Here is a 25,785-nt window from a genome sequence, read left to right on the forward strand (position 1 = left end):
CTATATTTCATTTTATAGAAATTTATGAAATATAGTTGACAACTAGAATATAGAAAAAGAGGCGTTTCATAACTTATTTATAAGTTATGAAACAGCCCCTTATTTAATACCTAAAACTATTTTTAATTTCAATTCAGATAGTAAATAAATATCAAGCTATTCAAAACTTTAATGCTGTATAAGTAAGAGTAATCACGGAATGGTGATTGTTTGTTTTATAATAAACATAGTTAATAGTATTAAGAAACTTATAATAAAAGGGAGGTCAAAATGGAAAAGGCAAAAATAAAAGTTAATAAAACAGAAATGATTATAGGATTTATAGGTGTTTTATTGGTGTTAATTTTAGGGAAAGCGCTGCTAAAAACAGATATGTTGTTTTTTAGGCTTTTAATTGGTGTAGGACTTGGTTATGTGTTGACGAGAGCTTACACAGGATTTGCAGGCAGTGTTAATCGTGCATATAATACTGGTTCAACTAAATTAATGAGGACATTAATGTTTATGTTTTTTATTTCTACTTTAATAACAACTGCTTTCGTATTCAACAGTGACCCTAGCAATTATAATCTTTGGATAAATCCTATCAATTTAGGGTTAATTTTAGGAGCAACATTATTTGGATTTGGGATGTCCTTTTCTTCGTGCTGTGCAAGTGGAGTGCTTACTGATTTAATTACAGGTTTACCTAGGGCTTTTATTACTTTGATATTTTTCAGCTTAGGAGTATTTCTTGGATTCCCTGTTCAAAAAACTGCAAAATGGGTTACTAACTCTTGGTTTTCTACATCAGTTGGAGAACAAATGTCTGGAGGTGTGTTTCTACCAGATTTATTTAAGGGAGATGGTTTAGGAGGCTACCTAGGTGCACTTATATTAATTGCATTATTTTGTAGTTTAGTAGTTTCTTTATCTTACCTTTATGAAAAATGCCGTAAAAACAACAGTACCTATATAGGCCACCCCATGGAAGAACAACAAAATTTAAATGAAACATTTGATACTAAAGAATTTAATCTTTTCGGTGTTGAAACTTATAATCGTTTTTTTGTCAAACCATGGACTTTAAAACAGGGAGCCGTAGTTATTAGTTTAATATTTGCTCTCTTGATGGGGGTTACCGGTGCTGGTTGGGGTGCTTCTACTCCTTATGGTATGTGGTTTGGTAAATTGTTAATGATCTTTGGGGTTTCATCTGAATCTCTTGCTTCATTTACCAACCAGACAGCTGAATTCTTTACTGTGCCATTTTTTGAACATGCAGTTTCGGTGCAAAATTTCGGTATCATAATTGGAACAGCTATTTACCTATTAACTGCTGGTAAATTTAGAGAAACTTTTATGTCAGAGATGCATATAACCAAAAAAGAAGTATTATTATTTGCTCTTGGTGGCATTACTATGGGATTAGGAACTCGTTTAGCTAATGGTTGTAATGTAGGAGCATTATATACGCCTATTGCAAATTTCTCGTTATCCGGCTGGATATTCTTAATCTTTATGGTAGTAGGGGGTATTGCAGGTAATACCTTTGCTAAAAAAGTAGGATAAAAGATAAAAATTTAAGATGTAACATTGATGAAAGCTATTATAGTTTTGCAATAAAATATAAGATCAAAAACAAAGGGAGGAAAATTTATTATGGATAAGAAGATTTTAGTCATAGGAGGAGTAGCAGGAGGAGCTTCTGTTGCTGCTAGAGCAAGGAGATTAGATGAATCTGCAGAGATTATCATGTTTGAGAAAGGACCTCATGTATCTTTTTCTAACTGTTCACTACCTTTCCACTTAAGTGGAATTGTAGAAGATTCTGATTCATTGGTTTTAATGGCCCCTGAGAAATTCAAATCACAGTATAATATAGAAGCTAGAGTTAATAGTGAAGTTACTAAAATCAATCGAAAGGAAAAGACTATCATAGTTAAAGACTTAACAACAGGAAAAGAATATGAGGAATCTTATGATAAATTAATTCTTTCTCCAGGAGCCAATCCAATTCGCCCTGGCAGTATTCCGGGAATAAATAATCCAAATGTATTTACTGTTCGAAATGTAGTAGATATAGAGAATTTTAGTAATTATATTAAAAATAATAAGGTAAAAAAAGTTGCTGTAATAGGTGGAGGCTTTATAGGAATCGAAGTAGCTGAAAATTTAAGATTAGCAGGCGTTGAAGTAACCTTAGTGGAAGCTTTAAATCAGGTAATGGCACCATTTGATTATGATATGGCTCAAATTCTTCATAAAGAATTAATAGATAAAGGAGTAAATCTGATTGTAAGCGATGGAGTACAAAAGCTAAATGAAGATTCGATAGAGTTACAATCAGGAAAGAAGGTTGATGCGGAAGCGGTAGTTATGGCAATAGGTGTTAGACCAGAAACTACATTAGCAAAGGAAGCTGGACTTGAAATAGGTGAGACAGGTGGTATAAAGGTAGACCATAACTATTTAACTAATGATAGAGATATATACGCAGTTGGAGATGCTATAGAGGTTTACAATAGATTAACACATAAGAGATCAAGACTTGCACTTGCTGGACCTGCACAAAGACAAGCAAGAGCTGTAGCAGACCATATTAATAATGTTTGTCATAGAAACACAGGAGTAATAGGATCTTCAGTTGTTAAGGTATTTGATTTAAATGCTGCTTCCACAGGACTCAATGAGAAGGCAGCAAAGGCAGCTGATATAGACTATGGTTTCGTGTATATAATACCAGGAGACAAGGTCGGATTAATGCCGGAAAGCAATCCATTGCATTTCAAATTAGTATACGAAGTTCCTACAGGAAAGATATTAGGAGCTCAGGCAATAGGCAAAGGAAATGTAGATAAGAGAATAGACGTTATAGCTACATTAATCATGATGGATGGTACTTTGGAGGATTTGAAGGAATTAGAATTATGTTACTCTCCAATGTTTGGAACAGCGAAGGATGTTGTAAATCATGCAGCATTAGTAGGATTGAATTTATTAAATGGATTTTTCAAACAGGTTCCTGTAACTAAGGTAAGAGAATTAGTAGAAGATGATGCATTTATTATAGATGTGAGAGAAAAGGCTGAATACGAAGAAGGCCACCTAATTAATTCTATTAATATTCCATTAAGTGAATTGAGACAAAGAACTAATGAAATTCCTAAAGATGTACCTGTATATTTACACTGCCGTTCAAGTCAAAGAAGCTATAATGCAGTTATGGCTTTACAAAACATGGGATATGATAATCTATATAATATCTCTGGTTCATATTTAGGAATTTGCTGCTATGAATATTTTAATGATCAGGTAACTGGAAGAGATAAAATAGTAACTGCATATAATTTTAAGTAATTGGTTGATAATATGAATGGTAAATTAAATAGATTAGATATATTGAGTTTAGTACTAGGATCAATCATAGGGTGGGGTTCCTTTACCCTGCCCGGTACTAAATTTCTCCATGAGTCTGGCGTAATAAATACAGCCATTGGATTAATAGTCGGAGGAATGGCAGTTACATTTATTCAAAAAGGCTATCATATTATGATGCAAGCACATGCAGAAGATGGTGGAGAGTTTTCATACACATATCAAAACATGGGTAAAATCCACGGTTTTATAGTTGGATGGAGTTTAATATTATGTTATTTAAGCATAGTGCCATTGAATGCGACAGCTTTTGTTCTAGTAATTAAAAGGTTATTTGGTTCTAGTATAGAAATGCTATATCTATATGATATTGCAGATTATCCAGTATATTTGTCAGAGGTTTTAATTGCAAGCTTTATCATTATTTTATTTGCATATGTTAATATTAAAGGAATTCGAGCAAGTTCTCGAGTTCAAAATGGCATGGTGTTACTTTTAGTCGTAAATGTAATAATACTGTTTATAGCAATGTTATTCATAACAGATAAAACGTTGTTCGTTGAGAACTATATATTGAATTATGATTTTAACATGGGTGAAATATCAAAAATAGTAGCAATCATTCCATTTCTTTTTGTCGGATTTGATGTAATTCCACAAGTAGTAACAGAGCTAAATTTCAAACCAGAAAAAGCAACTAAAATGGCAGTAATATCTATATTTGCAGGGGTATTGGTTTATAATATCCTTAATGTCATAACTTCGTTGATATATACACCTGGAGCAGCTTTGCAGCAGGAATGGGCCCTTGGCTCAGCTATTTTGAACAAAATCGGTTTATTTGGGTTTTTATTATTGATTATTGCTTTAGCAGCAGCTGTAACAGGAGGAATTAATGGCTTTATGCTAAGTAGTAGCAAATTAATTGGTGCATTATCAAATTATGGACTATTCCCTTCAAAATATAAGGAACGAAATAAAGTAGGAGTATTTGAAAAAGGAATAAAATTTGTTGCTATTATAAGTTTAATTGCTCCATGGTTTGGACGAGAAGTAATTATATATATTGTAGATATGTCATCGCTATTAGCAGCATTAGCATATTTCTACGTATGTTATATTAGTTCTAAAATTGTAAAAAATAGGAGAGAAAAGTATCTTTCATCAATAGGAAGTTTTATTAGCATTGCATTTATTGGTTTATTGGTTATACCCTGGTCTCCAGGTAGGTTGAGCATACCTTCTATACTCTTTGTGATCTTATGGATAGTTGCAGGATTTTTCTATTACAGAAAATACTGTATAAATGCAAGGCAATTGAATATGCATAGAAAAAATGAAAGAATCCAGGAAAAATAGGATTAGTATTTTTTATTGGATTCTTTTCCATGTAGGAAATAAAATATTATATTAAATATTTAACTATTATTTTACTACCAATAATGGCACCCATAAAAACAAAAAGTGCAAATACCCAGCCAGATAGTGAAAGTGAAGCTATACCACTATATAGAGAACCAATATTACATCCTGAAGCTATTCTAGAACCATACCCCATCAATAACCCACCTACAGCAGCTAATATTAGTTGTTTTTTTGACTTTGTTTTCCGAAACTTAAATTGAGAAGCAATTAATGTGGACAATAAGGCACCTATAATTATTCCTAAATTTCTGATGGATCTAGGGGCTTTTAAAAAACCTGATTCTAGGGATGATAAACTACCCTCTGAAACAAAATAATACCAGTTTGATACATCCCCTCCAAAAGCCTGGAATACCCATGCACCACAATTTGTTAATGCAGAAGTTATCATCCAAGGTTCTCCAGTCGCTGCAAGAGTTACAATTTGAAATAGCGATAACAGAACTGCCCCAGTAACATATGACCAAGAATTTTTAAACCATTTAATATAAAATTTGTTATTGTTTAAGTTCAAGTTTGCACCTCCTGTTTAGCGTTTAGTAATCTCCACTTTTCTTTGACTCCCATTTATCAGCAATAATAAAAAGAAAAGCGATAAATAATAATTGGATCGTCAAAGCACCAAGCCAACCAAAAATATCTGGAAGAAATATTGGATTAGCATGAGAAATAAATTTTTCATGCCACCATCCAAAGTCATGTGCTCCCCATAATGAACCAATGATGAAGAAGATAAGAGCTACCATTTGCGTTTGAAAACCTTCTCCAGTTCTCATTAGGACACCTGAAGCGCAACCACCTGCTAAAACCATTCCAATACCAAAAAGAGTACCTCCTATTATAGTTGCAAAGCTTACAGGAGATATGGAATCTTGACCTGGAATTGTTTGGCCATTAATATATGCTCCATATTTAATTGAAGTAAAACCAACAGTTGTTATAGCAAGTGCTATAAGTACAGCTTTAGTTAACGATGTGCTTCCAATTAAATAAGGGTCTCTTATGGATGAAGCAAAACAAAATCTTGATCTCTGCAGGATAAAACCAAAAACAATACCAGTAATCCAGAAAAAACTAAGTGTACTCGACATAGAATATAAAAATACACTAAAAGCTATAATGAATATAAAAACGAATATACCAATAGGTATTTGATTTTTTATTTTATTTATATTATTACTCATAGAATACACCTCATTTAGTTATAGTTATCCATATAAATATTATACCATATTTGCTTATTACTTTTTTATCTTGGGTATATATCATAGTACATTGCACATTACTATAATAATATAGTTAATTAATGATATAATATAATAATACTTGTAGTATGAGGAGCTGAACAGTATATGCATATAGAATACCTAGATTATTTTTATAAAGTTGCTACAGCAGGAAGCATTTCAAAAGTAGCTAAAAATACTCATATATCTCAATCAGCATTAAGTCAACAGATTTCAAAATTAGAAGAAATATTAGGGTGTAAATTACTAGATAGAAGCAATAAGGGTGTCGAATTAACTGAAAAGGGTATGATTGTCCTAAAATATGCTGATAATATAGTAAGGACTTATGATACGATGATAGAACATTTACAATCAACTAATGAGAATATGAAGAATATTAAAATTGAAGCTTGTTGGTCAATAGCAACTTATTCTTTACCATGTGTTATGTATATAATCAAAGATAAGTTTTCTAAATATAATTATGAATTGAATCCAAATGAATCGGATATTATTGAAGAGAATGTAATGAATAATATATGTGACCTTGGAGTTATATATAGTAAGCCAAAAAACCAAGATCTATCATATTACAAAATTGGGATGGATAAAATAGTGTTAGTTTCTTCATCTAATTATGAGATACCAGATGAAATCGATTTTAAGGATTTAATAAAACATCCGTTTATTTTGCTAAATGATAAGACTCATGTTATAGGGGCCATCACAAATAAAATGAAAGATATAGGACTTGAAATAAAGGATTTGGAAATATTATATAATAGTGACTCGGTAGAATCAGTAAAATCATCAGTGGTAAATGAATTTGGCATAGCGTTTTTGCCTTATACATCTATAAAAAAAGAGTTATATAATGAACAATTAAAACTAATAAATATTAAGAACTATTCAGTAGAATATGACATGTATCTAATATATAATAAAAATGCAAACAATAACAGAGCACTTAGTGAATTCATTAAATATTTTAAAAAAGTCGCTAAGAAAAGTCTATGTTAGGGTTTGGTTATAAAAATTTCCCAAACACCGTTGATTACTTCTTCATGCGTTATCTTGTATTTTTTAAAATTGTTTATAATAGCCTCTAATACGCAACTATGATCGGTTATAACCTTTATAGTATCAGCTGAACTTACTGATTTTAATGCTCTTCGAGTTTTTATAATTGGGATAGGACACATGTCCCCAAGACAATCTACTTTTTTCATAAAGATAACCACCTTAATAAATTAAATAATTATATACACGATTATATCATAAAAAATAGATTTGAAACAAAAATTAACAAGGGATTTCTATCCCTTGTTAATAAATATCTTTGCAGCTCTATCTAGTATACCGTTTAAATATGCTAATAGTATTCCATAATTAGTTATAGGTGTATTTTGATCTTCGCATATTGTGATTCTACTTTCAATTTCCTTTCTATTAACCATACATCCTCCACAGTGTATAACGAGATCATAATTACTTAAATTTTCACTAAAATTATATCCGGTTTTAAAGTAAAAATTAAAATTTTTTCCTGATTTTGTTTCAAGTAATTTTGGGATTTTAACTCTACCTATATCCTCATGGCTTGTATTGTGGGTACAGTTTTCGGCTATGAGTATATTTGAATTATTAGGTAGGCGTGAAATTACATTTAACCCCTCTATGAATTTATCTAGTTCTCCCTTTTGTCTTGCAAATAGGATGGAAAAAGAGGTTAAGTTTATATTATCTGGTACAATCTTATCAACCTTTTTAAATATTTGTGAATCAGTAATTACTAGGTTAACATTACTAATATCTTTAAGTCCACTTTCAAGTTCTGTATCTCTCATCACATAACATTTAATCCCATGATCAAGACATTCCCTAATTACCTGTACTTGAGGTAGGATGAGCCTGCCTTTTGGTGCTTCCTTGTCTATTGGTATCACAAGGACTACTTTACCATTATAGGGGACTAAATCCCCTATAAGATGTGGATCTTCTTTAATATCTTTAATTTTATCGATAAGTTTATCTTTGAGCATGTCAATATTTATACCTTTTAAAGAAGAAACAAAGATAGCTTCATTATATTTTTCTTTAACTGTATTTATATATTCGTTACTTGCCTTGTCAATTTTATTTATAACAAGAATATATGGTATATTATATCTTTCAAAATTATTTTTCATATTAACTAGGGTTACATTATCAATATCATCTATATCCATTACATATAAAGCTATATTGGTTCTTCTCGTAGTTTCTAAACTTTTATTAATCCTCAAGCTACCTAAACTACCTTCATCGTCAAGTCCTGCTGTATCAATGAAGAGTACAGGGCCAACAGGAATTAATTCCATAGATTTTTTTACAGGATCTGTAGTAGTGCCTTTAGTATCACTGACTATTGATACTTCTTGATCTGTAATAGCATTTAGTAGAGAGGATTTTCCTACATTTCTTTTCCCATATATAGTTATTATTGTTCTATTTGAATTTGGAGTAGTGTTCATAATCTCACCCTTATAGGTAGATATCCCTTTGTCCTTCTTCTATTAACTTTAACTTACTTTCAATAAGTTTTCTTCTTTCAGGATCGTTTTTTTCTACCATTTCAAGTTCTTTTTCAATTACTTTTTCACCAGATTTTCTAGTTTCATCAGTTGCATAGTCCAAAAGATATTCCTTAAAGGTAAGTATTGCATTTGGTATACAATAATTTTGTATAATTCCTGGTTTTGCCATGCTCATAAATCTCTCTCCGGTTCTTCCACTTCTATAACAACCAGTACAGAAAGAGGTTATATATCCAAATTCGCACATTTCATTGATAACACTGTCAAGAGAACGATTATCCCCAAGGTGGAATTGTTCTTTATCTGGAATATAGTCGTCTTTTGTATATCCTCCAATGCCTATTTTTGAGCCTGCATCAATTTGTGATACTCCAAGAGGAATGGTTTCACTCCTAATTTCAGGGGTTTCTCTAGCTGTAAGTATTAATCCTGTATATGGAACAGAAAGACGAATTATAGCTACTAGTTTTTTGAAATCATCATCGGAAACCTTATATTTACTTTGATCATAGAATTCTGTGTCTAGAGCGGGTTCAATTCTTGGACAGGAAATAGTGTGAGGACCTACTCCAAAGGTTTTTTCTAGGTGTATTGCATGCAATAGAAGTCCCATTATTTCATATTTCCATTCAAATAGGCCAAATAGAGCACCTATACCTACATCATCTATTCCACCTTTCATGGCTCTGTCTAGTCCATACAATCTCCATGAATAATCACCTTTTCTATCTCCTGCTGGATGAAGTTTTCTATATGTCTCATGGTGATATGTTTCTTGGAATATTTGAAAAGTACCAATCCCTGCTTCTTTTAATATTTTATAATCTTCTACATCTAGAGGAGCGGCATTTATGTTAACTCTTCTTATTTCTCCATTACCGTTTTTAGTGTTGTAAACAATACGCATGGTTTCAGCAATGTAGTTGGCATCGTAGCATGGGTGCTCTCCATATACAAGAATCAATCTTTTATGACCGTTACTTTCTAGAATTTTTACCTGTTCCTCAAGTTCTTCAGGAGTCAAAGTTTTACGAACTATTCCTTTATTATCCCTTCTAAAGCCACAATATAGACAGTTATTAATACATTTGTTTCCTATATAAAGGGGAGCAAAGAATACAATCCTATTCCCGTATATTTCATCTTTTAGCTTTCTTGCTGCAGAAAATATTTCTTCTAGTAGATTTTCATCTTCAACTTGGAGAAGCTTTGCAGTTTCTATGGGTTCTAAACGTTTTTTATCCAATGATTTTGCAATTATCTTTCTAATCTCACTTCTGTTTGCATTTTTCCCTTTTTCCAACAAACTAAATATTTCATCATCATTAATAAAGTCTTCTTTATACATTTTCATTCCTCCCATTATAATTTATATAATCTCCTCTGCTCATATCTACATGAAAATTTACTTTTTCTGCTTTTCTTTTAATTAGATCCAATTCGTGAATATCTGTTGTTTCTTTGTTCTTATATATTTCATATTTTTCTCTTACTTCTACAGGTGAAAGATTTAACATCACTACATTTGCACCAGCTAATATTCCTTTTTCTAGTCCCTCACTGCATAGAGTATTTAGAGCAGTAGTTGCGGGAATGAGAGCATAAGGTAATAAAAGTCTTGTTAAAGCAAGCATTGTCAATGTAGTTTCTATTGAACCATTTTTTAATTTATTAAGAGGAGTATCAGGATGGGGAATAAGTGGACCTATCCCAACCATAGATGGATCTAATTTTTTAAGAAATAACAGGTTATTTGATAAAGTTTCATTATTTTCACCTGGCAATCCAACTATAAATCCTGCTCCAGATTGATAGCCAACTTTTTTTAAATTAAGTAAACAATTAATTCTGTGACTTAATGTCATTTCTGGATGTAAAGCCTCATACATTTCATAAGAAGCTGTCTCATGCCTTAAGAGAAATCTATCTGCTCCTGCATTAAATAGATTTTTATAACTTACTTTACTTCTTTCACCTATAGAAAGGGTTATTGCTATATCTTTGAATTTGTATTTTATTTCTTTTATTATCTCTTCTAGGATCTTATCGCTATAATAAGAATCCTCTCCTCCTTGAAGGACAACGGTTTTATACCCTATTCTATAACCTTTTTCTACGGATATAAGAATTTCTTTTTTAGACAACCTATATCTTTTCACTTTCTTGTTATCTCTTCTTAACCCGCAATATTTGCAATTGTTTTTGCAGTAATTAGTAAATTCTAAAAGTCCCCTTACAAATATTCTATTTCCATAGGTCTTCTGGGTAGTTTTGCAAGCTAGTTCATATAAATATTTTCTGTTTTTTTGGTGTAGGTTGTTAAGTAGATACAATAATTCTTTTTTTGACAAATTATTTTCATAGTATAATTTTTTGAGTAGTTTTTTCATATTTCCAGTTCCTTTTTAGATATAGAAGTTTTGACAATGCAGTTACGTAAATTACCCAACTTTCCTGTTAAGCTATTTATTTCATCCAATGTTCCTACAACAGTTATAGATATAACAGAAATCTCTTCTTCCTGAAAAGGTATTCCCATTCGTCCTTTTATTATATTTTTGTAATCAGATACTATTTTGTTAAATTCATATTGTGAATTTTTTGGTTCTTCTAATATTGCACTTATTATGGCGATTCTTTTTTTCAAAAATCTCCCCCCTTTAAACAAAAAACTTCCTTTGAAAGGAAGTTAAGTATGTTGAAAATACTAATTCCCTTTCAAGTTAGAAAATTCTAATCTTGTCAGGTATTAGGTACATTGTGATCTGAAAATATTAAGGGCTACCTCAATGCTTCCAGATATTATATTTGATAATATTTTAACAATAATAGGCAAAGATGTCAAGAAAATTTTGTAATAAATTACTAAATAAGCTAAGAAAACCTACAATTCGATATCATCCAATCAATAATCAAAATAGTTATCACAATCTTCGCTGTTAAATTCAACTTCAACAGTGACATGTTGTATTCCTTTTTTATTCATCAATTTTCTTATTTCTTGTTTTAGCTTAATGATATCATCTAGTTTAATGTTATCTTCCACCACTATATGTGTGCTCAATAGATTTTTTTCACCTTCTAGAGACCAAATATGGGTATGATGTACTGAAAGCGCGTTGGTTTTTTCTACTATTTGTTTTTCAATTTCATCAATTGGTAAATTTTTGGGTACTCCTTGTAAGAGTATATTTAATATTTGCTTTAAGGTTATTATAACATTATATAGTATATAAGCTGTAATTAAAACTGATAAAATAGGATCAATTACTGGGATGTTTACAAACATGAGTATAATACTAGCAATTAATATGGCTAACCATCCTAATATGTCTTCTATTAGATGCCATGAAACAACTTTTTCATTAAATGATGTGCCTTTTCTTAATTTCAAAGCAGCTACACCATTTACTATTATTCCTATAATAGCAAATATAAGCATTCCGCTAGAATTAATACTTTGAGGATTTAATATTCTTGGAATTGCTCTTACTAAAACAATTGCAGAACCACTTATTAATATTAGACTATTAATCAATGCACCTAATAATGAGAAGCGAGCATATCCATAGGAAAATCTTTTATCAGGTCCTTTCTTGGAATATCTCTCTAGAGACCAAGAGATACCTAAGGACAACGAATCTCCAAGGTCATGTAAAGCATCTGATAGAATAGCCATACTATTTGTCCAAAAGCCACCTATAATTTCAAATATTGTAAAGCTTAAGTTCAATAAAAATGCTGCTCTAATATTTCCTTGATTGTTGTAGTTGTGGTGATTATTGCTGTGATTGTGTGGCATTGTTTCATCCTTCTTTCTATAATAAGTTATTTATATTAATATAGTACCCATTTGAAATTAATTTTAAAATACATAAGGACAAGTATCCACATCATATCTTATTTTAAAAGAAAGGGTACGGTGATGGAATTGTCTTCTTTTTATACAAATGTAATACATAATTTTTTAATTGCCTTTGGAGTAGTAATTGGTGCCAGTGTGTTTAATGGAATAGGAGCTATAATAACTGATAATCCACCTATGAAAGCCATGATTGACATAGCTAGATCTACTAAAATTTGGGCTGTAGCAGTTGCTCTTGGAGGAACCTTTTCTTCCTTTGATGTAATAGATAAAGGATTATTTGCTGGAGATTTTAAAGCTTTGATAAAACAGGCTTTATATGTATTAGCTGCTCTATTAGGAGCAAACTTTGGGTATACATTTATTAGGGTAATACAAAGGTGTGGACAAATATGGGGAAGATAAAAAAGAAGAATTATAACTTTAACTCATGTTTTATAGTTGGTGTAATAGCTGGGATATTATTGGGTGGTGTAATAATGACTACTATTATTAGTTATAAGATGGACACACTATATGAAAATATTGCACAGCTTGAGTATGTTATAAATGAGAAGGATGCTAAGCTAGAAAAATTGGAAGAGTCAATTAATACGATGAATTTTGTGCTAGAGGACATTCAGGTAATTGTTGATTTTAAAAGTAAAGATATAGAAGATAAAATAGATAAAATTGAAATAGAAAAGGTTATAAAGGAGAAGTATACTAACCTACTGGGTAAGGAAGTAAATACAATAGATCCAGATTTGGTTATTGAAGTAGTGGATCAAAGGATTTTTAGATTAGAAGGAAAAGAATATAAATTATTAGTTAATAAGCTAGTGCTTACAGAAACATTGAAATTGTGGATAGAAGTTGGGTTAGTAGATGAAAAATTTACTGAATGATGTATATGATGCTATTGATATTTTAAATAAATACCCCTGTATGGTATAATAGAAGAAAACAGCAAGGAGGAATTTTAATGAAGATTAATATAGATCCTAAAGCAAAGGAATATATACAAAAAGAATCTAATGATAACACTATAACCATAGGAATCAGACAAATTGGATCTGGTTGACAAGTATCCTATGAACCATCAGTTGAGATGGGAATACCAGATAATAAGTTTTCTTTTGATATATATGATGTTGAAAATATTAAAGTATATCTTTCACCTGAACTTAGAGCTAAAGATGATGAGTTCACCATGAAAATGGTTAAATTCTTATGGATTAAAAAGATATATGCAGATGGATTAATTGTGATGAAATAATATAAGATATTGACAAAATTTTTCTAAAAGGTTACTATATGAGTGTAAATGAATATCGATCCAATGCTTCTCGGCATTCGAGCAGACTAATAAATGTCAGAATATTTAAAAACTATAAGGTAGGAAATCATGTAATTACAAGACAAATAAAAACTTAATAGAAGAGTATCTCTTTATAAGGTAAACGATTTCAATATAACTGAGGCTGCAAAATTTTTTACTATAAACAAAGTATTTTTCATTTATTCTTAGAAAAACCATATAATCTTGTTGTTTAAAAACATTTTAAATATCAAGAATATTGACAAAACATTATTTAATAGGAATCTTCTCATTAAGTATTAATATATTTAAAGTTATATTTATAATATTTGGTCATTAGCGTTGATATTGGAATTTAACTTAACATTATAACCTAATAATCAAATTTAATTGAAAATACAAAAAGGAGGATATTATATGGAAAGTCCACGCAAACCTTATATCTATGAAGCGATTATTTCATTTCTGTTTCTAATAGTAATAATGGGAGTAGGTATTGTTGGATTTGGTTCAGATCCACATATTCCTATGTTAATTGGAACAGCATTTGTAGCATTGATGGCAATTAGACTTGGATATAAGTGGCAGGATATAGAACAGGGAATGATTAATGGAATCATTCAAGCGCTTCAATCAGTTATAATTCTAGCAATTATAGGCGTTCTAATTGGTGTTTGGTTATTATCAGGTGTAGTTCCTACAATGATATATTATGGTCTAAATATTATATCACCAACAATATTTTTAGTAGCCACAGTTTTAATTTGTTCTATTACATCTATAGCAACAGGTACATCTTGGGGAACTGCAGGAACCATTGGTATTGCTTTAATGGGAGTAGCTAAAGGATTAAATATTCCTGCACCGATTGCAGCAGGTGCCATTATTTCTGGTGCATACTTTGGGGACAAGATATCTCCTCTTTCTGATACAACTAACTTAGCACCAGCTATGGCAGGTACAGATGTATTTACCCATGCTAAGTATATGATTAAGAGTAATTCAATCACTTATATTATAACTATAATATTTTTCCTAGTAATAGGGTTTAGGTTTGGCGGAAAAAATGTAGACCTTTCTGCTATTGAACAAATTCAAAGTGGTTTATACGCAAGCTTTAACATATCACCAATGCTATTGTTGCCGCCTATTATAGTTATAATTTTAGTAGCTAAAAAGATGCCAGCTATACCTGGAATATTTGTAGGTGTTATATTAGGTATGATTTTTGCACCTATTTTTCAAGGTGCTAATTTAGGAAATATATTATCTGCAAGCTATAGTGGATATGTGAGTGAAACAGGAATAGCAACTATAGATGAACTTCTTACAGCAGGCGGTCTAGAAGGGATGATGTATTCAATATCTCTTACGATTATAGCAATGATGTTTGGTGGTATAATGGAAAAAACAGGTCAATTAGAAGTAATAGTTAACGCTTTACTAAAACGAATAAAAGGCGTAGGAGGGCTTGTTACTCTTACAACTGCAACTTGTGTTGCAAGTAATATTACAATGCCAGAACAATATATATCAATTGTTGTTCCAGGTAGAATGTATGCAAAAACATATAGAGAGAAAGGACTACATCCAAAAACTCTGTCCAATGTTTTAGAATCTGCAGGAACAATAACTGCACCTTTAATACCATGGAACACCTGTGGAGCGTTTATGTATAGTGTATTAGGGGTATCAGCCACATCTTATGGCAAGTGGGCTATAATGAACTACTCAACTCCTATATTAGTAATTGTATTGGCCTTTATGGGAAGTAAGCTAGTAATTGAAAAAATAGAAGATGACCCAGAGACGATAATAGCAACGGCTGATTAATTTGTATTGAGAAACTACTTAAGTCAAAAAGTCTTTTTAAAGGACTTTTTGACTTTTTTGTTGCATTTTAATAGCAACAAAAATCTATCTGAAAATATATTTATTTATTGACAAAATAATTTTAAAAAGTTATAATTTCTACATACCTATATAAGCATATAAGAATATAAGAATATAATATTAGACTTATGGTGAGGAGGTAAATACTATGGCAAATAAAGCAAAATTGTATTTATTAACAGGATTTCTAGGAGCAGGGAAGACTACCTTTTTAACTAAGGTATTAGAGGATGATTTAGAAGGTAAAAAGGTTGCAGTTATAATGAATGAATTTGGCAAAGTAGGTATAGATGGTACTATAATTCAGAAAGAAGGGATGGAGCTAGTTGAATTAAATAGAGGTTCAATATTCTGTTCCTGTTTGCAGCTTTCGTTTGTATCTGCACTAACAGAAATAGCAGACAGAGATATGGACTATGTATTTGTAGAGAGTTCAGGTCTTGCGGATCCATCTAATATAGCAGAAATATTGGAAGCGGTTAAAGTTGCAAAAGGTGATGCCTACGATTATAGTGGAGCAATCACTATAGTAGATGCAGTTAATTTCTTAAGTCAATTGGAGGAAGACATAGAAACTGTAAGGAGACAGCTTAAATTCTGTCATCTAGCTATTATTTCTAAGGTAGATTTAATAGATGATGAAAAGAAGAAAAAGGTTATAGAGAAGATAAAGGAGATAAATGATAAGGTGGATATTATTGAATCGATAAATGGAAACATAGATTATGACTTCCTTGAAAAAGATCTTATGAAAAATGATTGGGCAGAAAGCGAAGAAACAACAAATTCTCCAGAAAATAAGCCGAAATCATTGACCTTAACCTATGATAAAGATATAACCAAAGAAGGACTTACAGAATTTATCAATAGGATCAAAGACGATAGTTATAGAATTAAGGGATTCTTCAAATTAGAAGATGGATGGAATCAGGTGGACGTAGTAGGAGATATTATAGATTACAAACCAACAGATAAAGGAGAAGAAACATCTGAGTTAGTAATAATATCTAAAATAGGAGCACAGATAATAAGACCAATATTTAGTGCTTGGGAAGAAGTAATAGGTAAGACTATGAAATTAAGATAGGATTGGGGTGATAATATGGATAAACTGACAAGGTTCTTTAAAATTCTTTCAGATGAAACTAGGCTTAGAATAATGGTGCTTTTATACCATAGGGAGCTATGTGTATGCCAAATGTGTGGTATCACAGGCATATCTCAGCCCAATATATCAAAGCATTTGGCTAAGCTTAGAGACATGGACTTAGTAAAAGATGAAAGAAAGGAACAATACACTTGTTATTCCTTAGACTTAAAGGATAAATTGTTTGAGAACATAATTGAGAATATAGTTAATAATATAGGAGAGTATCCAACTCTAAAGTTAGATATAGAAAAGAGCAAAGCTGCAGAAAAATATATTGAGCTGATGAGTGCGAAGAAGTAACTACAGGGACAATTTTTTGTGGCTATTATGTTGTGAGCCATAAGAAATGTCCCAGGGTTATCCTATAAGACCCTATAGCTTTGCCTAAATAATTGTGAGTTGATTGGACTGGATGTGATTTTATGAATATATTTAATTGGGTAAATGACCAATTGTTTAAAATGAAATGGCTTTATAATTTAGTTAGAATTTTAGTGGAGGAGATTTTTAACCTATCCTTAGAAACTAGAATTGGTACCAGTATTCACTTTTTTATATATGATGTTATAAAGATTTTTATACTTTTATCAGTATTGATTTTTGCTATATCATATATTCAAAGCTATTTCCCACCAGAGAGGACCAAAAAGATACTAGGTAGATTTAAAGGAATTAAAGGAAATATGTTAGGAGCATTGTTAGGAACTATAACTCCTTTTTGTAGTTGTTCAAGCATTCCTATTTTTATAGGATTTACATCAGCTGGGTTACCAGTTGGAGTAACATTTTCCTTTTTAATATCATCACCTATGGTAGATTTAGCGTCCTTACTATTACTGATGTCCTTTTTTGGAGCGAAAATAGCTATAGCCTATGTAATTGTTGGACTGATACTAGCAGTTATAGGGGGCATTTTAATAGATAAATTAGGAATGGAGAAATATATAAAGGACTATGTATATGGAGTTAAAGATACAGACGTAAATATTGAGGAGATGATTCCAAGAGATAGAGTGAATTTCGCTAAAGACCAGGTCAAGGATATTTTCGATAGAGTATGGAAGTATATTCTAATAGGTGTTGGCGTAGGTGCATTAATTCATAATTGGATTCCTCAGTCTGTAATAGAGAATATATTAGGTCAAAATAATCCTTTTGCAGTAATATTAGCTACTATGGTAGGCGTACCAATATATGCAGATATATTTGGAACTATTCCAATAGCTGAAGCTTTAATTGCTAAAGGTGTAGGAATGGGAACGGTATTAGCCTTTATGATGGGTGTAACTACATTATCCTTTCCATCATTGGTAATGTTAAGTCAAGTAGTGAAAAAGAAATTGTTAGGAGTATTTTTAGCTATAGTTACAATAGGGATAATTATAATTGGATATTCCTTTAACATATTTTCATTTTTATTAAAATAGGATGGTGATTTAGTTGATAATTAAGATACTGGGGACTGGTTGTTCTAAGTGTGGAAAGCTTGAAAAGAATTTAGACAAAGCTTTAAATGAATTAGACCTACAAGCTAATATATTAAAGATAGATAATCTAGCAGAAATAGTAGGATATGGTATTATGAGTACTCCTGGGTTAATAATAGATGACGAAGTAAAATCTGTCGGCAAAGTGCCTTCTGTAAAAGAAATAAAGAAGATGTTAACTAAGTAATCGTATATTGACACCAACATCAAATAAAGGTACAATTATATTGGCATATGCCAATATAATATAGAAAGGAATGAATAATAATGGCTGATTGCAATAGTTGTCCATCTAAAGATAATTGTAATTCTCAAGACACATGTACAATAAAGAACAACCCGAATAATCATGTTAAAAATATAATTGGTGTTATGAGTGGTAAGGGTGGAGTAGGAAAATCTACTGTCGCTGCTCTAATAGCTAAGGACTTAAATGATAAAGGATATAAAGTAGGGATTTTAGATGCAGATATTACTGGGCCAAGTATTCCAAGATTGTTCCAAGTTAATTATCAAAAAGCTATGGCTAATGACAATGGAATATTACCTGTAGTGACTGATGATGGTATAAAGATAATATCCTTAAATCTATTAATGGATGAAGAGGAAAAACCTGTAATTTGGAGAGGACCAATAGTATCAGGAGTAGTTCAACAATTTTGGACTGATGTTTTATGGGGAGAATTAGACTATTTAGTAATAGATATGCCACCAGGGACTGGGGATGTAGCTTTAACTGTTATGCAATCCATACCAATATCAGGATTGGTAATTGTATCGATACCTCAGGATTTAGTATCCATGATAGTAGCAAAAGCTATTAATATGGTTAATAAATTAAATATTCCTGTATTAGGAGTAGTTGAAAATATGAGCTATGTAATGTGCCCAGATTGTAACAAAAGAATTGAAATATTTGATGGAGAGAACACATCGGAATTCTTGACAGAACATGGGCTAGAACTTTTGGGAGAATTACCCATGATTAAGGATATAGCCAATATTCCAAAAGAAGGCAATCAAAAATTAAGCGAAGAAATAAATAAAACTTTTGGACAAATAGGCGATAAGTTAGTGAATGCTTTAAAGTAGACATATTGGAGGAGTAAGTATGGCAAGGCCAACTAAATGTAGAAGAGTGGATTTTTTTCCTAACACAACGTGTTTTGTACCATTAGGGAAGGAAAAAAGAAGATTAAAAGAAGTGGAGCTGAAAATAGAAGAGTTAGAAGCCATGAGATTAAAGGATATTGAAGGATTATCCCAACAGGAATGCGCTGATAGGATGAAGGTATCAAGACAAACCTTCCAAAATATAATAGATAATGCAAGAAATAAAGTTGCTGTAGCGTTGACAGAGGGGTTGGCCATAAACATTAAGGGAGGAAATTTTATTTCATCTTATTGTGAAATAAAATGTGAGTCCTGTAATACAATTTATAGAATTAAAAATGTAAAAGATAAAAAAGAATGTCCTATGTGCAATTCAAACAAGATACATTGTAACAACAAAAATAGAAGATGCAATAAATGGTGTGAAAGATAAATGGTATAATCCCCCATATTTTGGGAAAAATATAAATAAAAAATATGGGGGTGTTGCAATGTATAAGGGTAAAAGTTATTATAGAGGTAAGGCAAAAAGAATAATTAAATATATAAATTTAATATCGAATAAGTTTAAGGATGAAAAGACAGAGAAACAGCAAGTTCTAGAAAATTTAAATAAAGCTCATAATGAATGGAAAATGAAAGAAAAATATTTTGAACACGTTACAGATCCTGATTTAGTAGATCATGCTATATATGAATTAAAGGCTTCAAAAATAAAATATATGTATTTGTTAAAAAAGGCAAAGAAAATGGATAATGAGTAATATTTATATAACATGTCCCTTATTATATAATAAGTACTTTAAATAAAGGGGGAAAGTCTAATGGACATAGGCATTGTATTAGCTTTTTTGTTTGGGTTATTCTTATTATATATAGTAGGTATGCTATTAGTAATACCTATAAAATTAATTATTAAATTAGTGATAAATGGAGTTTTAGGAGGTATTTTATTATTAGTTGTAAACTTTATTGGTGGATTTATAGGTTTTAGCATAGTTATTAATCCACTAACTGCAGTTATTGCTGGTATATTTGGAATACCAGGAGTAATTTTATTGATTTTATTGCAATATATACTATAATAACAATTAAAATACTAAAAAATTATTATTCTGTTTGCAAATGACTCTAAGATTTGATATAAATATAATGTATAATAATTTTTTGTAAGGAGGCAATTGCCATGGCAGCAATTAAAGTACAAGTGGAAAAAAGAACAGGATTGGGCAAGAATAAAGTAGATAAACTTCGTCAAAAAGACATAATACCTGGAGTTGTGTATAGCAAAGGTGAAGAAAACAAAAATATTCAAATTGATAAAGGTAGTTTTGAAAAAGTTTATAAAACTGCGGGAACAAGTACCTTAATAGATTTAGATCTGGAAGGAAAGGTTGAGCCTGTACTAATAAAAGAAGTACAAATGCATCCATTTAAAAACCAATATTTACATGTAGATTTTCAAAAACTTAATATGAATGAAACTGTTAAATTAACTATTCCTATTGTATTAACAGGTAGGGAATATATTCAAGCGCAACCTTCAATATTAATGCAACAATTAGATGAGATTGAAATCGAATGTTTACCTCAAGATATTCCTGAAACAATTGAGGTGGATGTATCAGGTATTGATTTTAATACTCCAATTCATGTGTCCGATTTGGATATATTTAATGATGAAAATATAACAGTACTTAGAGAAGCAGATGAATTAGTTGCAAATCTAGTATCTCCAGCTGAGGAAGAAGAGGAAGAAGAATTAGAAGAAGAAGCAATAGATGCAGAGGAAGTTCCAGTAGTAGGTGAAGAAGAAGAGGAATCAGAAGAATAATATTTAATTGTGAAAGAGCAGGTAGGATTATCCTTACCTAATGTTAAAGGAAAATTGTTGTAGGAATTATATGGAGTAAAGTTCCATGTGAATTAAAAAGGAGATGCATCTTGTTAAGATATAAGTTGCCAAAAACAAAAACTTAACGAAAGGATGACATCTCCATATATGATGATATATAACGCTTTAATGAATTTAGTGTAAAAAATATAAAGAATTTTATAAAAGAAAAAAGACTTAGCTAATTTGATACTTAAACTAAGCGGAACTAAGGAAAAATGATATCAAAAAAAGATTGAGAAATTGTAAGGAATGATAAAATTAGTGAGAAAGCGCATATATTGAAGAATTAGTAAACAAGCTATTATGAATAAAATACATAAAAGTAAAGTTGAAGAACCTAAGCTAAAGATAGAGGAAAAAAGAAAAGTACGTGTATTATACATAGAAGCTTAGGAAGATTATGTTGTTCTGCAGAAAAAAGCAATAAAAGTAGAGATTTGTACTAGACAATTATTATCTAAATAAATACATCAAAGTTGCAACAGCTCATCTAGCGAATAAAGATATTTATCAAGAATTAAAAGATACCGAGATTGGCCAAAACTAGGTGTATTTCAAATGGCTGAGCTTATTCTATATAGGGAAAACGGCCAAAAAAGCATATGATATGGTAATGGCACAAAAGATAAAAGAATTATAAAAGAAAAATATTTAGATGCAAGAGTCCCTAATCAAGTCCCTTCGACAAACTTCTACCGGTAAATATACAAATATCTGGAGCAACAACTTAATTGCTATTGAGGAAGGTTATAAGACAGGTGTATATAAAGGATTAGGGTATTCAATAGGTTAAGATGAATATCAGTACGCTATAACATAGTAAAGCTTTACGATAACAAAAGGAAGTCATATAATATAATTAATGTATCAATAGAAGCTAATCCTGATATCTTACTATTCTAGTGGCAGAGTTTGCCACTAAATTTTAATATTGGTGTTAAAAATGCTTATTATTAAAGATACAGTCTTTAATTTGTATTATATTTTATCCACTAGGATGGATCTATTCTCTTTTTCTCTACACTAAATTAACGCTGTTCTGTTAAAAACTTGGAGTAAAATTATTATTGGTATAACTAATCAAAGAATAAAAGGAAGATGGAAAATACATCTTCCCATCATACAAATCAAACTGTAAAATGTAATTACTAAAGAACATAAATAGGAGTGATTTATATGACCAATTTAATTGTAAAGGAAAAAGAAATATCCTTCAATATGTTAGAATAAGTGTAAAGAGAGGGCGGCATATGGATGATTATATAGCAGAAATCATAAGGCATACAGATATGAAACAATATAAACCATTAAATGAAATTGTTTTTGAAGGAATAAGAAAAACAATCATTAAAGGTCAGATACCAGTGGGAGAAAAAATAAATGAAAAGGAATATGCTGATCGGATGAATATTAGTCGGACTCCTATCAGGGATGCATTGCATCGCTTAGAAAAAGAAGGATTAGTAGAGTATATTCCACGATACGGGGTAATTGTAAAAAAGGTATCCATAGAGGATGCAAAGGAGATCTACCAGATTCGGAAAGCTTTAGATACATTAGCCACTGTTAATGCCATGAATATTATGACAGACGAACAATTTCAAGAGTTGAAGAATTTGCTCAATAGAACAGAGGAAGCCAATCGGCTAAATGAAAGTTTAGATGAGATAACTCAATTGTTCTCTGAATTTAACGAGATGATTTATGAGTTTAGCCAAATGCCTCGATTGACTTCCATTGTCACAAAATTAAGAGAATATCTCATGCGCTTTAGAGATATTTCTTTAAAAAAAGAAGATCGTAGACGTAAAGCTTTGGATGAACATTGGATGATTTATCGAGCTATATGCAACAAAGATGAAGATCAAGTAAGCTTGATTACCAAGGAACACCTGGAATATTCAGAGAAATTTATATTGGAAGAAATGGAAAGACAACAAAATGTTAAATAATCAAATGAAAGACTATATTACTGAAAAGAGAACAATAAAAGAAGATAAAGAATCTAAAATAAATAATTGGGCACATCAACTGTCTATTTATGCACAGCAAGGGGTTCTCTATGAAGCCGTCTTATGCCCTAAACCAGGTTTGGTGGATCCTGTAAATAGTGGAGCCCACACCGATATGAATATCTTTACCTTTATGGATAGTTCCAGCAGTTTATATGAAGGATTTTACCAATACGCTAAAACAGGTCTTTGGTGGGGGAATTCCCCAAAGAAGTTATTTCAACACATTCGTCCAATAGGTATTAGACTAGAAAAGCAAATGTTTAAAGAAACTAAAGGGATTAATACCCATAAGGGAATTATTTTTTCAATGGGTATCTTTTTAGCAGCCGCAGGCTTGTTTTTGCAAAAATATTTAGGTATATCCCACGAATTTCCTATTTTAAAAGATAATGAAACCGATAAAATTTTTGGTATAATAAAAGAAATGACTCTTAATCTAGTGGATAATGATTTTCAAGACATATATCAAAAGAAAAATTTGACTAATGGAGAAAAGTTATATTTGAAGTATGGTTTTACTGGAGTACGAGGAGAAGCCGAAGCTGGATATCCCTGTGTTCAAAAAGGAACTTTACCTTTAATTCGAACACAGGATAAAAATACTTTATTAAACATCCGTTTATTAGAAGTTCTACTTTTCCTGATGTCTTCAATTGAAGATTCTAACGTGGGTCACCGTGGTGGATTAGAAGCCTTGCAATTAGTAAAGACCAAAGCTAAATACTTTATTAATAATGGTGGCCTTTGTCAAGCAAATGCTATACAAAGAATTGAGGAAATGAACCGTCTATTTACTTCAGAGAATATCAGCCCCGGAGGAAGTGCTGATTTATTGAGTATTACTGTATTTTTGGGGAAATTAGAAAATATTTTCTGATAAACAAGAAAGCGGCTAATGTCGCACTTGGGAAGGTTAAAGGTTTGATCCTAGAAGAGCAAGATGCTTTCAACCTCCAAAGGAATAGTGATCCCTTTTAAAGAAGGGATCACTATTCCTTTATTTATGGTCATAATAAAGGGAAGAAAGTTTTTTAATGTGCTCACATTATTTTTTTTGTGTTTCTTTTTTTTTAGATGTTTTTTTGCTGATGAAAACGTTTTGTTTATTTATAATAAAAGTTGATAAAAGCAAATAGAATAAAAAGGAGTGTAAGTTTATGGCAACATTCTTAGCTTATCTTATGGTTATTGTTTTTATGTTTTTGGTTATTAGAAAAAAATTAACACCTTTTTCTGCCTTGGTTCTTGTACCATTAGTTTTCGCAAGTCTAGGTGCAATCTTCGATATATTTCCTACAAACATTGGTGAAATGGCTGTAGAAGGAATAAAAGATGTATCCACTACCGGGATTATGTTATTTTTTGCAATTCTTTACTTTGCAATTATGTTAAATGCTGGGTTATTTGATCCAGTTACTTCAGCAATGATCCGTTTTGCAAAGGGAGATCCAGTAAAGATACTTCTTGGAACAGCCATTGTAGCAGCAGCAGTCTCATTAAATGGTGATGGAACCACAACTACTTTAATTACATGTACTGCATTTATTCCTATTTATAAAAAATTGAATCTAAAAATGATGAATCTGGGTGTATTGGTTATTTTAATGAATACCATTATGAACTTACTTCCTTGGGGAGGGCCAACTGCACGTGCCATTGCTGTCTTGGATCTTAATGAACAAGCTGTTTTACAGGGCTTGGTACCTGGAATGGTTGTCTCAGTTATTTACATGCTATTCGTTGCCTACTATTTGGGAGTTAAAGAAAGAAAACGTATTGGTATTCAAACCTTGACTAATAAAGACATTAAAGAGTTGATAACCATAACTGATCCTGAGGAATTAGCTTTAAGACGTCCAAAGAAAATTTGGATCAATGCCATTATGACAATTGCTTTAGTAATTATGTTGGTGTTCGGTACTTTCCCATCCGTTTTCTTATTCTTGGCAGGAACCACTTTAGCTTTAGTAATCAACTATGATTCATTAAAAGATCAAAAACAACGTATTCAAGATAATGCAGGAGATGCTGTTCAAGTTGTTATTCTAGTATTAGGTGCCGGTATTTTTATGGGACTTTTCACAGGAACAGGAATGGCCGACTCTTTAGCTGTCAGTTTAACCAGTATCATCCCGGAAAGTTGGGGCAGATTCTGGGGACTTATTGTTGCCCTTTTATCAGCTCCAGGAACTTTTTTCCTATCAAACGATGCTTTCTACTTTGGAGTATTGCCAGTCTTGGCGGAAGCTGGGATTAAATATGGGTTCACAGCTCGACAACTAGGTATCGCTTCATTATTAGGCCAAGCATTCCATCTATTAAGTCCACTAGTTGCCTTCATTTACCTATTATTAAACCTAACTGGTTTGGATATGGGGGAATGGCAAAAAGAATCTGGTAAATGGGCGTTAGGTATCTTTGTTATCTTTATCCTAGTAGCAGGTGCTACTGGAGCGATTCCTTTAATAAAATAAAGTC

General features: G+C 31.2%; 28 protein-coding genes. 20 read left to right on the forward strand and 8 right to left on the reverse strand.

The window, feature by feature from the left end; translation table 11 throughout:
- The first annotated feature begins 270 nt into the window (after window positions 1-270).
- The 3 genes from K8M07_RS07085 (at window position 271) to K8M07_RS07095 (ending at window position 4,716) form a co-directional block, all read left to right on the forward strand.
- A complete protein-coding gene (locus K8M07_RS07085) occupies window positions 271-1,551 on the forward strand; it encodes a YeeE/YedE family protein (RefSeq protein ID WP_223377211.1) in 1,281 nt (426 codons plus the stop codon).
- Between the two features lie 90 nt (window positions 1,552-1,641).
- Window positions 1,642-3,339 (forward strand): FAD-dependent oxidoreductase, encoded by a 1,698-nt coding sequence (locus tag K8M07_RS07090; RefSeq protein ID WP_223377212.1) that lies wholly within the window; start codon window positions 1,642-1,644, stop codon window positions 3,337-3,339.
- A gap of 12 nt (window positions 3,340-3,351) precedes the next feature.
- The gene (locus tag K8M07_RS07095) at window positions 3,352-4,716 is read left to right on the forward strand and encodes an APC family permease (protein ID WP_223377213.1); all 1,365 of its coding nucleotides are present in this window, start codon (window positions 3,352-3,354) and stop codon (window positions 4,714-4,716) included.
- A 46-nt stretch (window positions 4,717-4,762) separates the two neighbouring features.
- On the opposite strand, the gene K8M07_RS12675 is transcribed toward K8M07_RS07095, so the two are convergent.
- Both K8M07_RS12675 and K8M07_RS12680 read right to left on the reverse strand, forming a co-directional pair.
- Window positions 4,763-5,296 (reverse strand): YeeE/YedE thiosulfate transporter family protein, encoded by a 534-nt coding sequence (locus tag K8M07_RS12675; RefSeq protein ID WP_263282487.1) that lies wholly within the window; start codon window positions 5,294-5,296, stop codon window positions 4,763-4,765.
- Window positions 5,297-5,318: 22 nt separating this feature from the next.
- Window positions 5,319-5,966 (reverse strand): YeeE/YedE family protein, encoded by a 648-nt coding sequence (locus K8M07_RS12680; RefSeq protein WP_263282488.1) that lies wholly within the window; start codon window positions 5,964-5,966, stop codon window positions 5,319-5,321.
- Window positions 5,967-6,134: 168 nt separating this feature from the next.
- On the opposite strand from K8M07_RS12680, the gene K8M07_RS07105 reads away from it, so the two are divergent.
- Window positions 6,135-7,031, forward strand: coding sequence for a LysR family transcriptional regulator (locus tag K8M07_RS07105; protein WP_223377214.1), 897 nt, complete (start codon window positions 6,135-6,137; stop codon window positions 7,029-7,031).
- Here the strand turns inward: K8M07_RS07105 and K8M07_RS07110 are convergent.
- From K8M07_RS07110 to K8M07_RS07135, 6 genes are all read right to left on the reverse strand, one after another.
- Window positions 7,028-7,240: a sulfurtransferase TusA family protein gene (locus tag K8M07_RS07110; protein ID WP_223377215.1), complete on the reverse strand. Its 213-nt coding sequence runs from the start codon at window positions 7,238-7,240 to the stop codon at window positions 7,028-7,030. The genes K8M07_RS07105 and K8M07_RS07110 overlap by 4 nt on opposite strands.
- A gap of 87 nt (window positions 7,241-7,327) precedes the next feature.
- Entirely contained in the window at window positions 7,328-8,524 is a 1,197-nt protein-coding gene (gene hydF / locus K8M07_RS07115) for a [FeFe] hydrogenase H-cluster maturation GTPase HydF (protein WP_223377216.1), read from the reverse strand.
- A 10-nt stretch (window positions 8,525-8,534) separates the two neighbouring features.
- Complete coding sequence (gene hydG / locus K8M07_RS07120; protein WP_223377217.1) at window positions 8,535-9,935, reverse strand: [FeFe] hydrogenase H-cluster radical SAM maturase HydG; 1,401 nt, start codon at window positions 9,933-9,935, stop codon at window positions 8,535-8,537.
- Window positions 9,928-10,977 carry a [FeFe] hydrogenase H-cluster radical SAM maturase HydE gene (gene hydE, locus K8M07_RS07125; RefSeq protein ID WP_223377218.1) on the reverse strand — a complete coding sequence of 350 codons (1,050 nt, stop codon included), beginning with the start codon at window positions 10,975-10,977 and terminating at the stop codon, window positions 9,928-9,930. The genes hydG and hydE overlap by 8 nt, the downstream gene beginning before the upstream one ends.
- Entirely contained in the window at window positions 10,974-11,234 is a 261-nt protein-coding gene (locus tag K8M07_RS07130; protein ID WP_223377219.1) for a TM1266 family iron-only hydrogenase system putative regulator, read from the reverse strand. The genes hydE and K8M07_RS07130 overlap by 4 nt, the downstream gene beginning before the upstream one ends.
- Before the next feature lie 258 nt (window positions 11,235-11,492).
- Entirely contained in the window at window positions 11,493-12,389 is an 897-nt protein-coding gene (locus K8M07_RS07135; protein WP_223377220.1) for a cation diffusion facilitator family transporter, read from the reverse strand.
- Window positions 12,390-12,512: 123 nt separating this feature from the next.
- Between K8M07_RS07135 and K8M07_RS07140 the strand changes: the two genes are divergently transcribed.
- From K8M07_RS07140 to K8M07_RS07215, 16 genes are all read left to right on the forward strand, one after another.
- Window positions 12,513-12,857 carry a YtrH family sporulation protein gene (locus K8M07_RS07140; RefSeq protein WP_223377221.1) on the forward strand — a complete coding sequence of 115 codons (345 nt, stop codon included), beginning with the start codon at window positions 12,513-12,515 and terminating at the stop codon, window positions 12,855-12,857.
- Complete coding sequence (locus K8M07_RS07145; RefSeq protein WP_223377222.1) at window positions 12,845-13,339, forward strand: hypothetical protein; 495 nt, start codon at window positions 12,845-12,847, stop codon at window positions 13,337-13,339. The genes K8M07_RS07140 and K8M07_RS07145 overlap by 13 nt, the downstream gene beginning before the upstream one ends.
- A 203-nt stretch (window positions 13,340-13,542) precedes the next feature.
- On the forward strand, window positions 13,543-13,710 hold the full coding sequence (locus tag K8M07_RS07150) for a hypothetical protein (protein ID WP_223377223.1): 168 nt from the start codon (window positions 13,543-13,545) through the stop codon (window positions 13,708-13,710).
- Window positions 13,711-14,169: 459 nt separating this feature from the next.
- Complete coding sequence (nhaC, locus tag K8M07_RS07155) at window positions 14,170-15,585, forward strand: Na+/H+ antiporter NhaC (protein WP_223377224.1); 1,416 nt, start codon at window positions 14,170-14,172, stop codon at window positions 15,583-15,585.
- Window positions 15,586-15,793: 208 nt separating this feature from the next.
- Complete coding sequence (locus K8M07_RS07160) at window positions 15,794-16,732, forward strand: CobW family GTP-binding protein (RefSeq protein WP_223377225.1); 939 nt, start codon at window positions 15,794-15,796, stop codon at window positions 16,730-16,732.
- Window positions 16,733-16,747: 15 nt separating this feature from the next.
- Entirely contained in the window at window positions 16,748-17,095 is a 348-nt protein-coding gene (locus tag K8M07_RS07165; protein ID WP_223377226.1) for an ArsR/SmtB family transcription factor, read from the forward strand.
- A 122-nt stretch (window positions 17,096-17,217) separates the two neighbouring features.
- Complete coding sequence (locus tag K8M07_RS07170) at window positions 17,218-18,222, forward strand: permease (protein ID WP_223377227.1); 1,005 nt, start codon at window positions 17,218-17,220, stop codon at window positions 18,220-18,222.
- 13 nt (window positions 18,223-18,235) lie between these two features.
- Window positions 18,236-18,469 carry a thioredoxin family protein gene (locus tag K8M07_RS07175; RefSeq protein ID WP_223377228.1) on the forward strand — a complete coding sequence of 78 codons (234 nt, stop codon included), beginning with the start codon at window positions 18,236-18,238 and terminating at the stop codon, window positions 18,467-18,469.
- Window positions 18,470-18,549: 80 nt separating this feature from the next.
- The gene (locus K8M07_RS07180; RefSeq protein ID WP_223377229.1) at window positions 18,550-19,374 is read left to right on the forward strand and encodes an Mrp/NBP35 family ATP-binding protein; all 825 of its coding nucleotides are present in this window, start codon (window positions 18,550-18,552) and stop codon (window positions 19,372-19,374) included.
- A 19-nt stretch (window positions 19,375-19,393) separates the two neighbouring features.
- Window positions 19,394-19,828 carry a DUF134 domain-containing protein gene (locus tag K8M07_RS07185; protein WP_223377230.1) on the forward strand — a complete coding sequence of 145 codons (435 nt, stop codon included), beginning with the start codon at window positions 19,394-19,396 and terminating at the stop codon, window positions 19,826-19,828.
- A 58-nt stretch (window positions 19,829-19,886) separates the two neighbouring features.
- Window positions 19,887-20,159, forward strand: coding sequence for a DUF2508 family protein (locus K8M07_RS07190; protein ID WP_223377231.1), 273 nt, complete (start codon window positions 19,887-19,889; stop codon window positions 20,157-20,159).
- Window positions 20,160-20,219: 60 nt separating this feature from the next.
- Window positions 20,220-20,480, forward strand: coding sequence for a pro-sigmaK processing inhibitor BofA family protein (locus tag K8M07_RS07195; protein ID WP_223377232.1), 261 nt, complete (start codon window positions 20,220-20,222; stop codon window positions 20,478-20,480).
- Between the two features lie 101 nt (window positions 20,481-20,581).
- Window positions 20,582-21,229: a 50S ribosomal protein L25 gene (locus K8M07_RS07200; protein WP_223377233.1), complete on the forward strand. Its 648-nt coding sequence runs from the start codon at window positions 20,582-20,584 to the stop codon at window positions 21,227-21,229.
- A 1,313-nt stretch (window positions 21,230-22,542) separates the two neighbouring features.
- Complete coding sequence (locus K8M07_RS07205; RefSeq protein ID WP_223377234.1) at window positions 22,543-23,244, forward strand: GntR family transcriptional regulator; 702 nt, start codon at window positions 22,543-22,545, stop codon at window positions 23,242-23,244.
- Window positions 23,234-24,184 carry a triphosphoribosyl-dephospho-CoA synthase CitG gene (citG, locus tag K8M07_RS07210; protein WP_223377235.1) on the forward strand — a complete coding sequence of 317 codons (951 nt, stop codon included), beginning with the start codon at window positions 23,234-23,236 and terminating at the stop codon, window positions 24,182-24,184. The genes K8M07_RS07205 and citG overlap by 11 nt, the downstream gene beginning before the upstream one ends.
- 280 nt (window positions 24,185-24,464) lie before the next feature.
- On the forward strand, window positions 24,465-25,781 hold the full coding sequence (locus tag K8M07_RS07215) for a CitMHS family transporter (protein WP_223377236.1): 1,317 nt from the start codon (window positions 24,465-24,467) through the stop codon (window positions 25,779-25,781).
- Window positions 25,782-25,785 lie beyond the last annotated feature (4 nt).

The sequence above is a fragment of the Schnuerera sp. xch1 genome (assembly GCF_019931165.1).
Taxonomy (GTDB): domain Bacteria; phylum Bacillota; class Clostridia; order Tissierellales; family Tepidimicrobiaceae; genus JAIOUP01.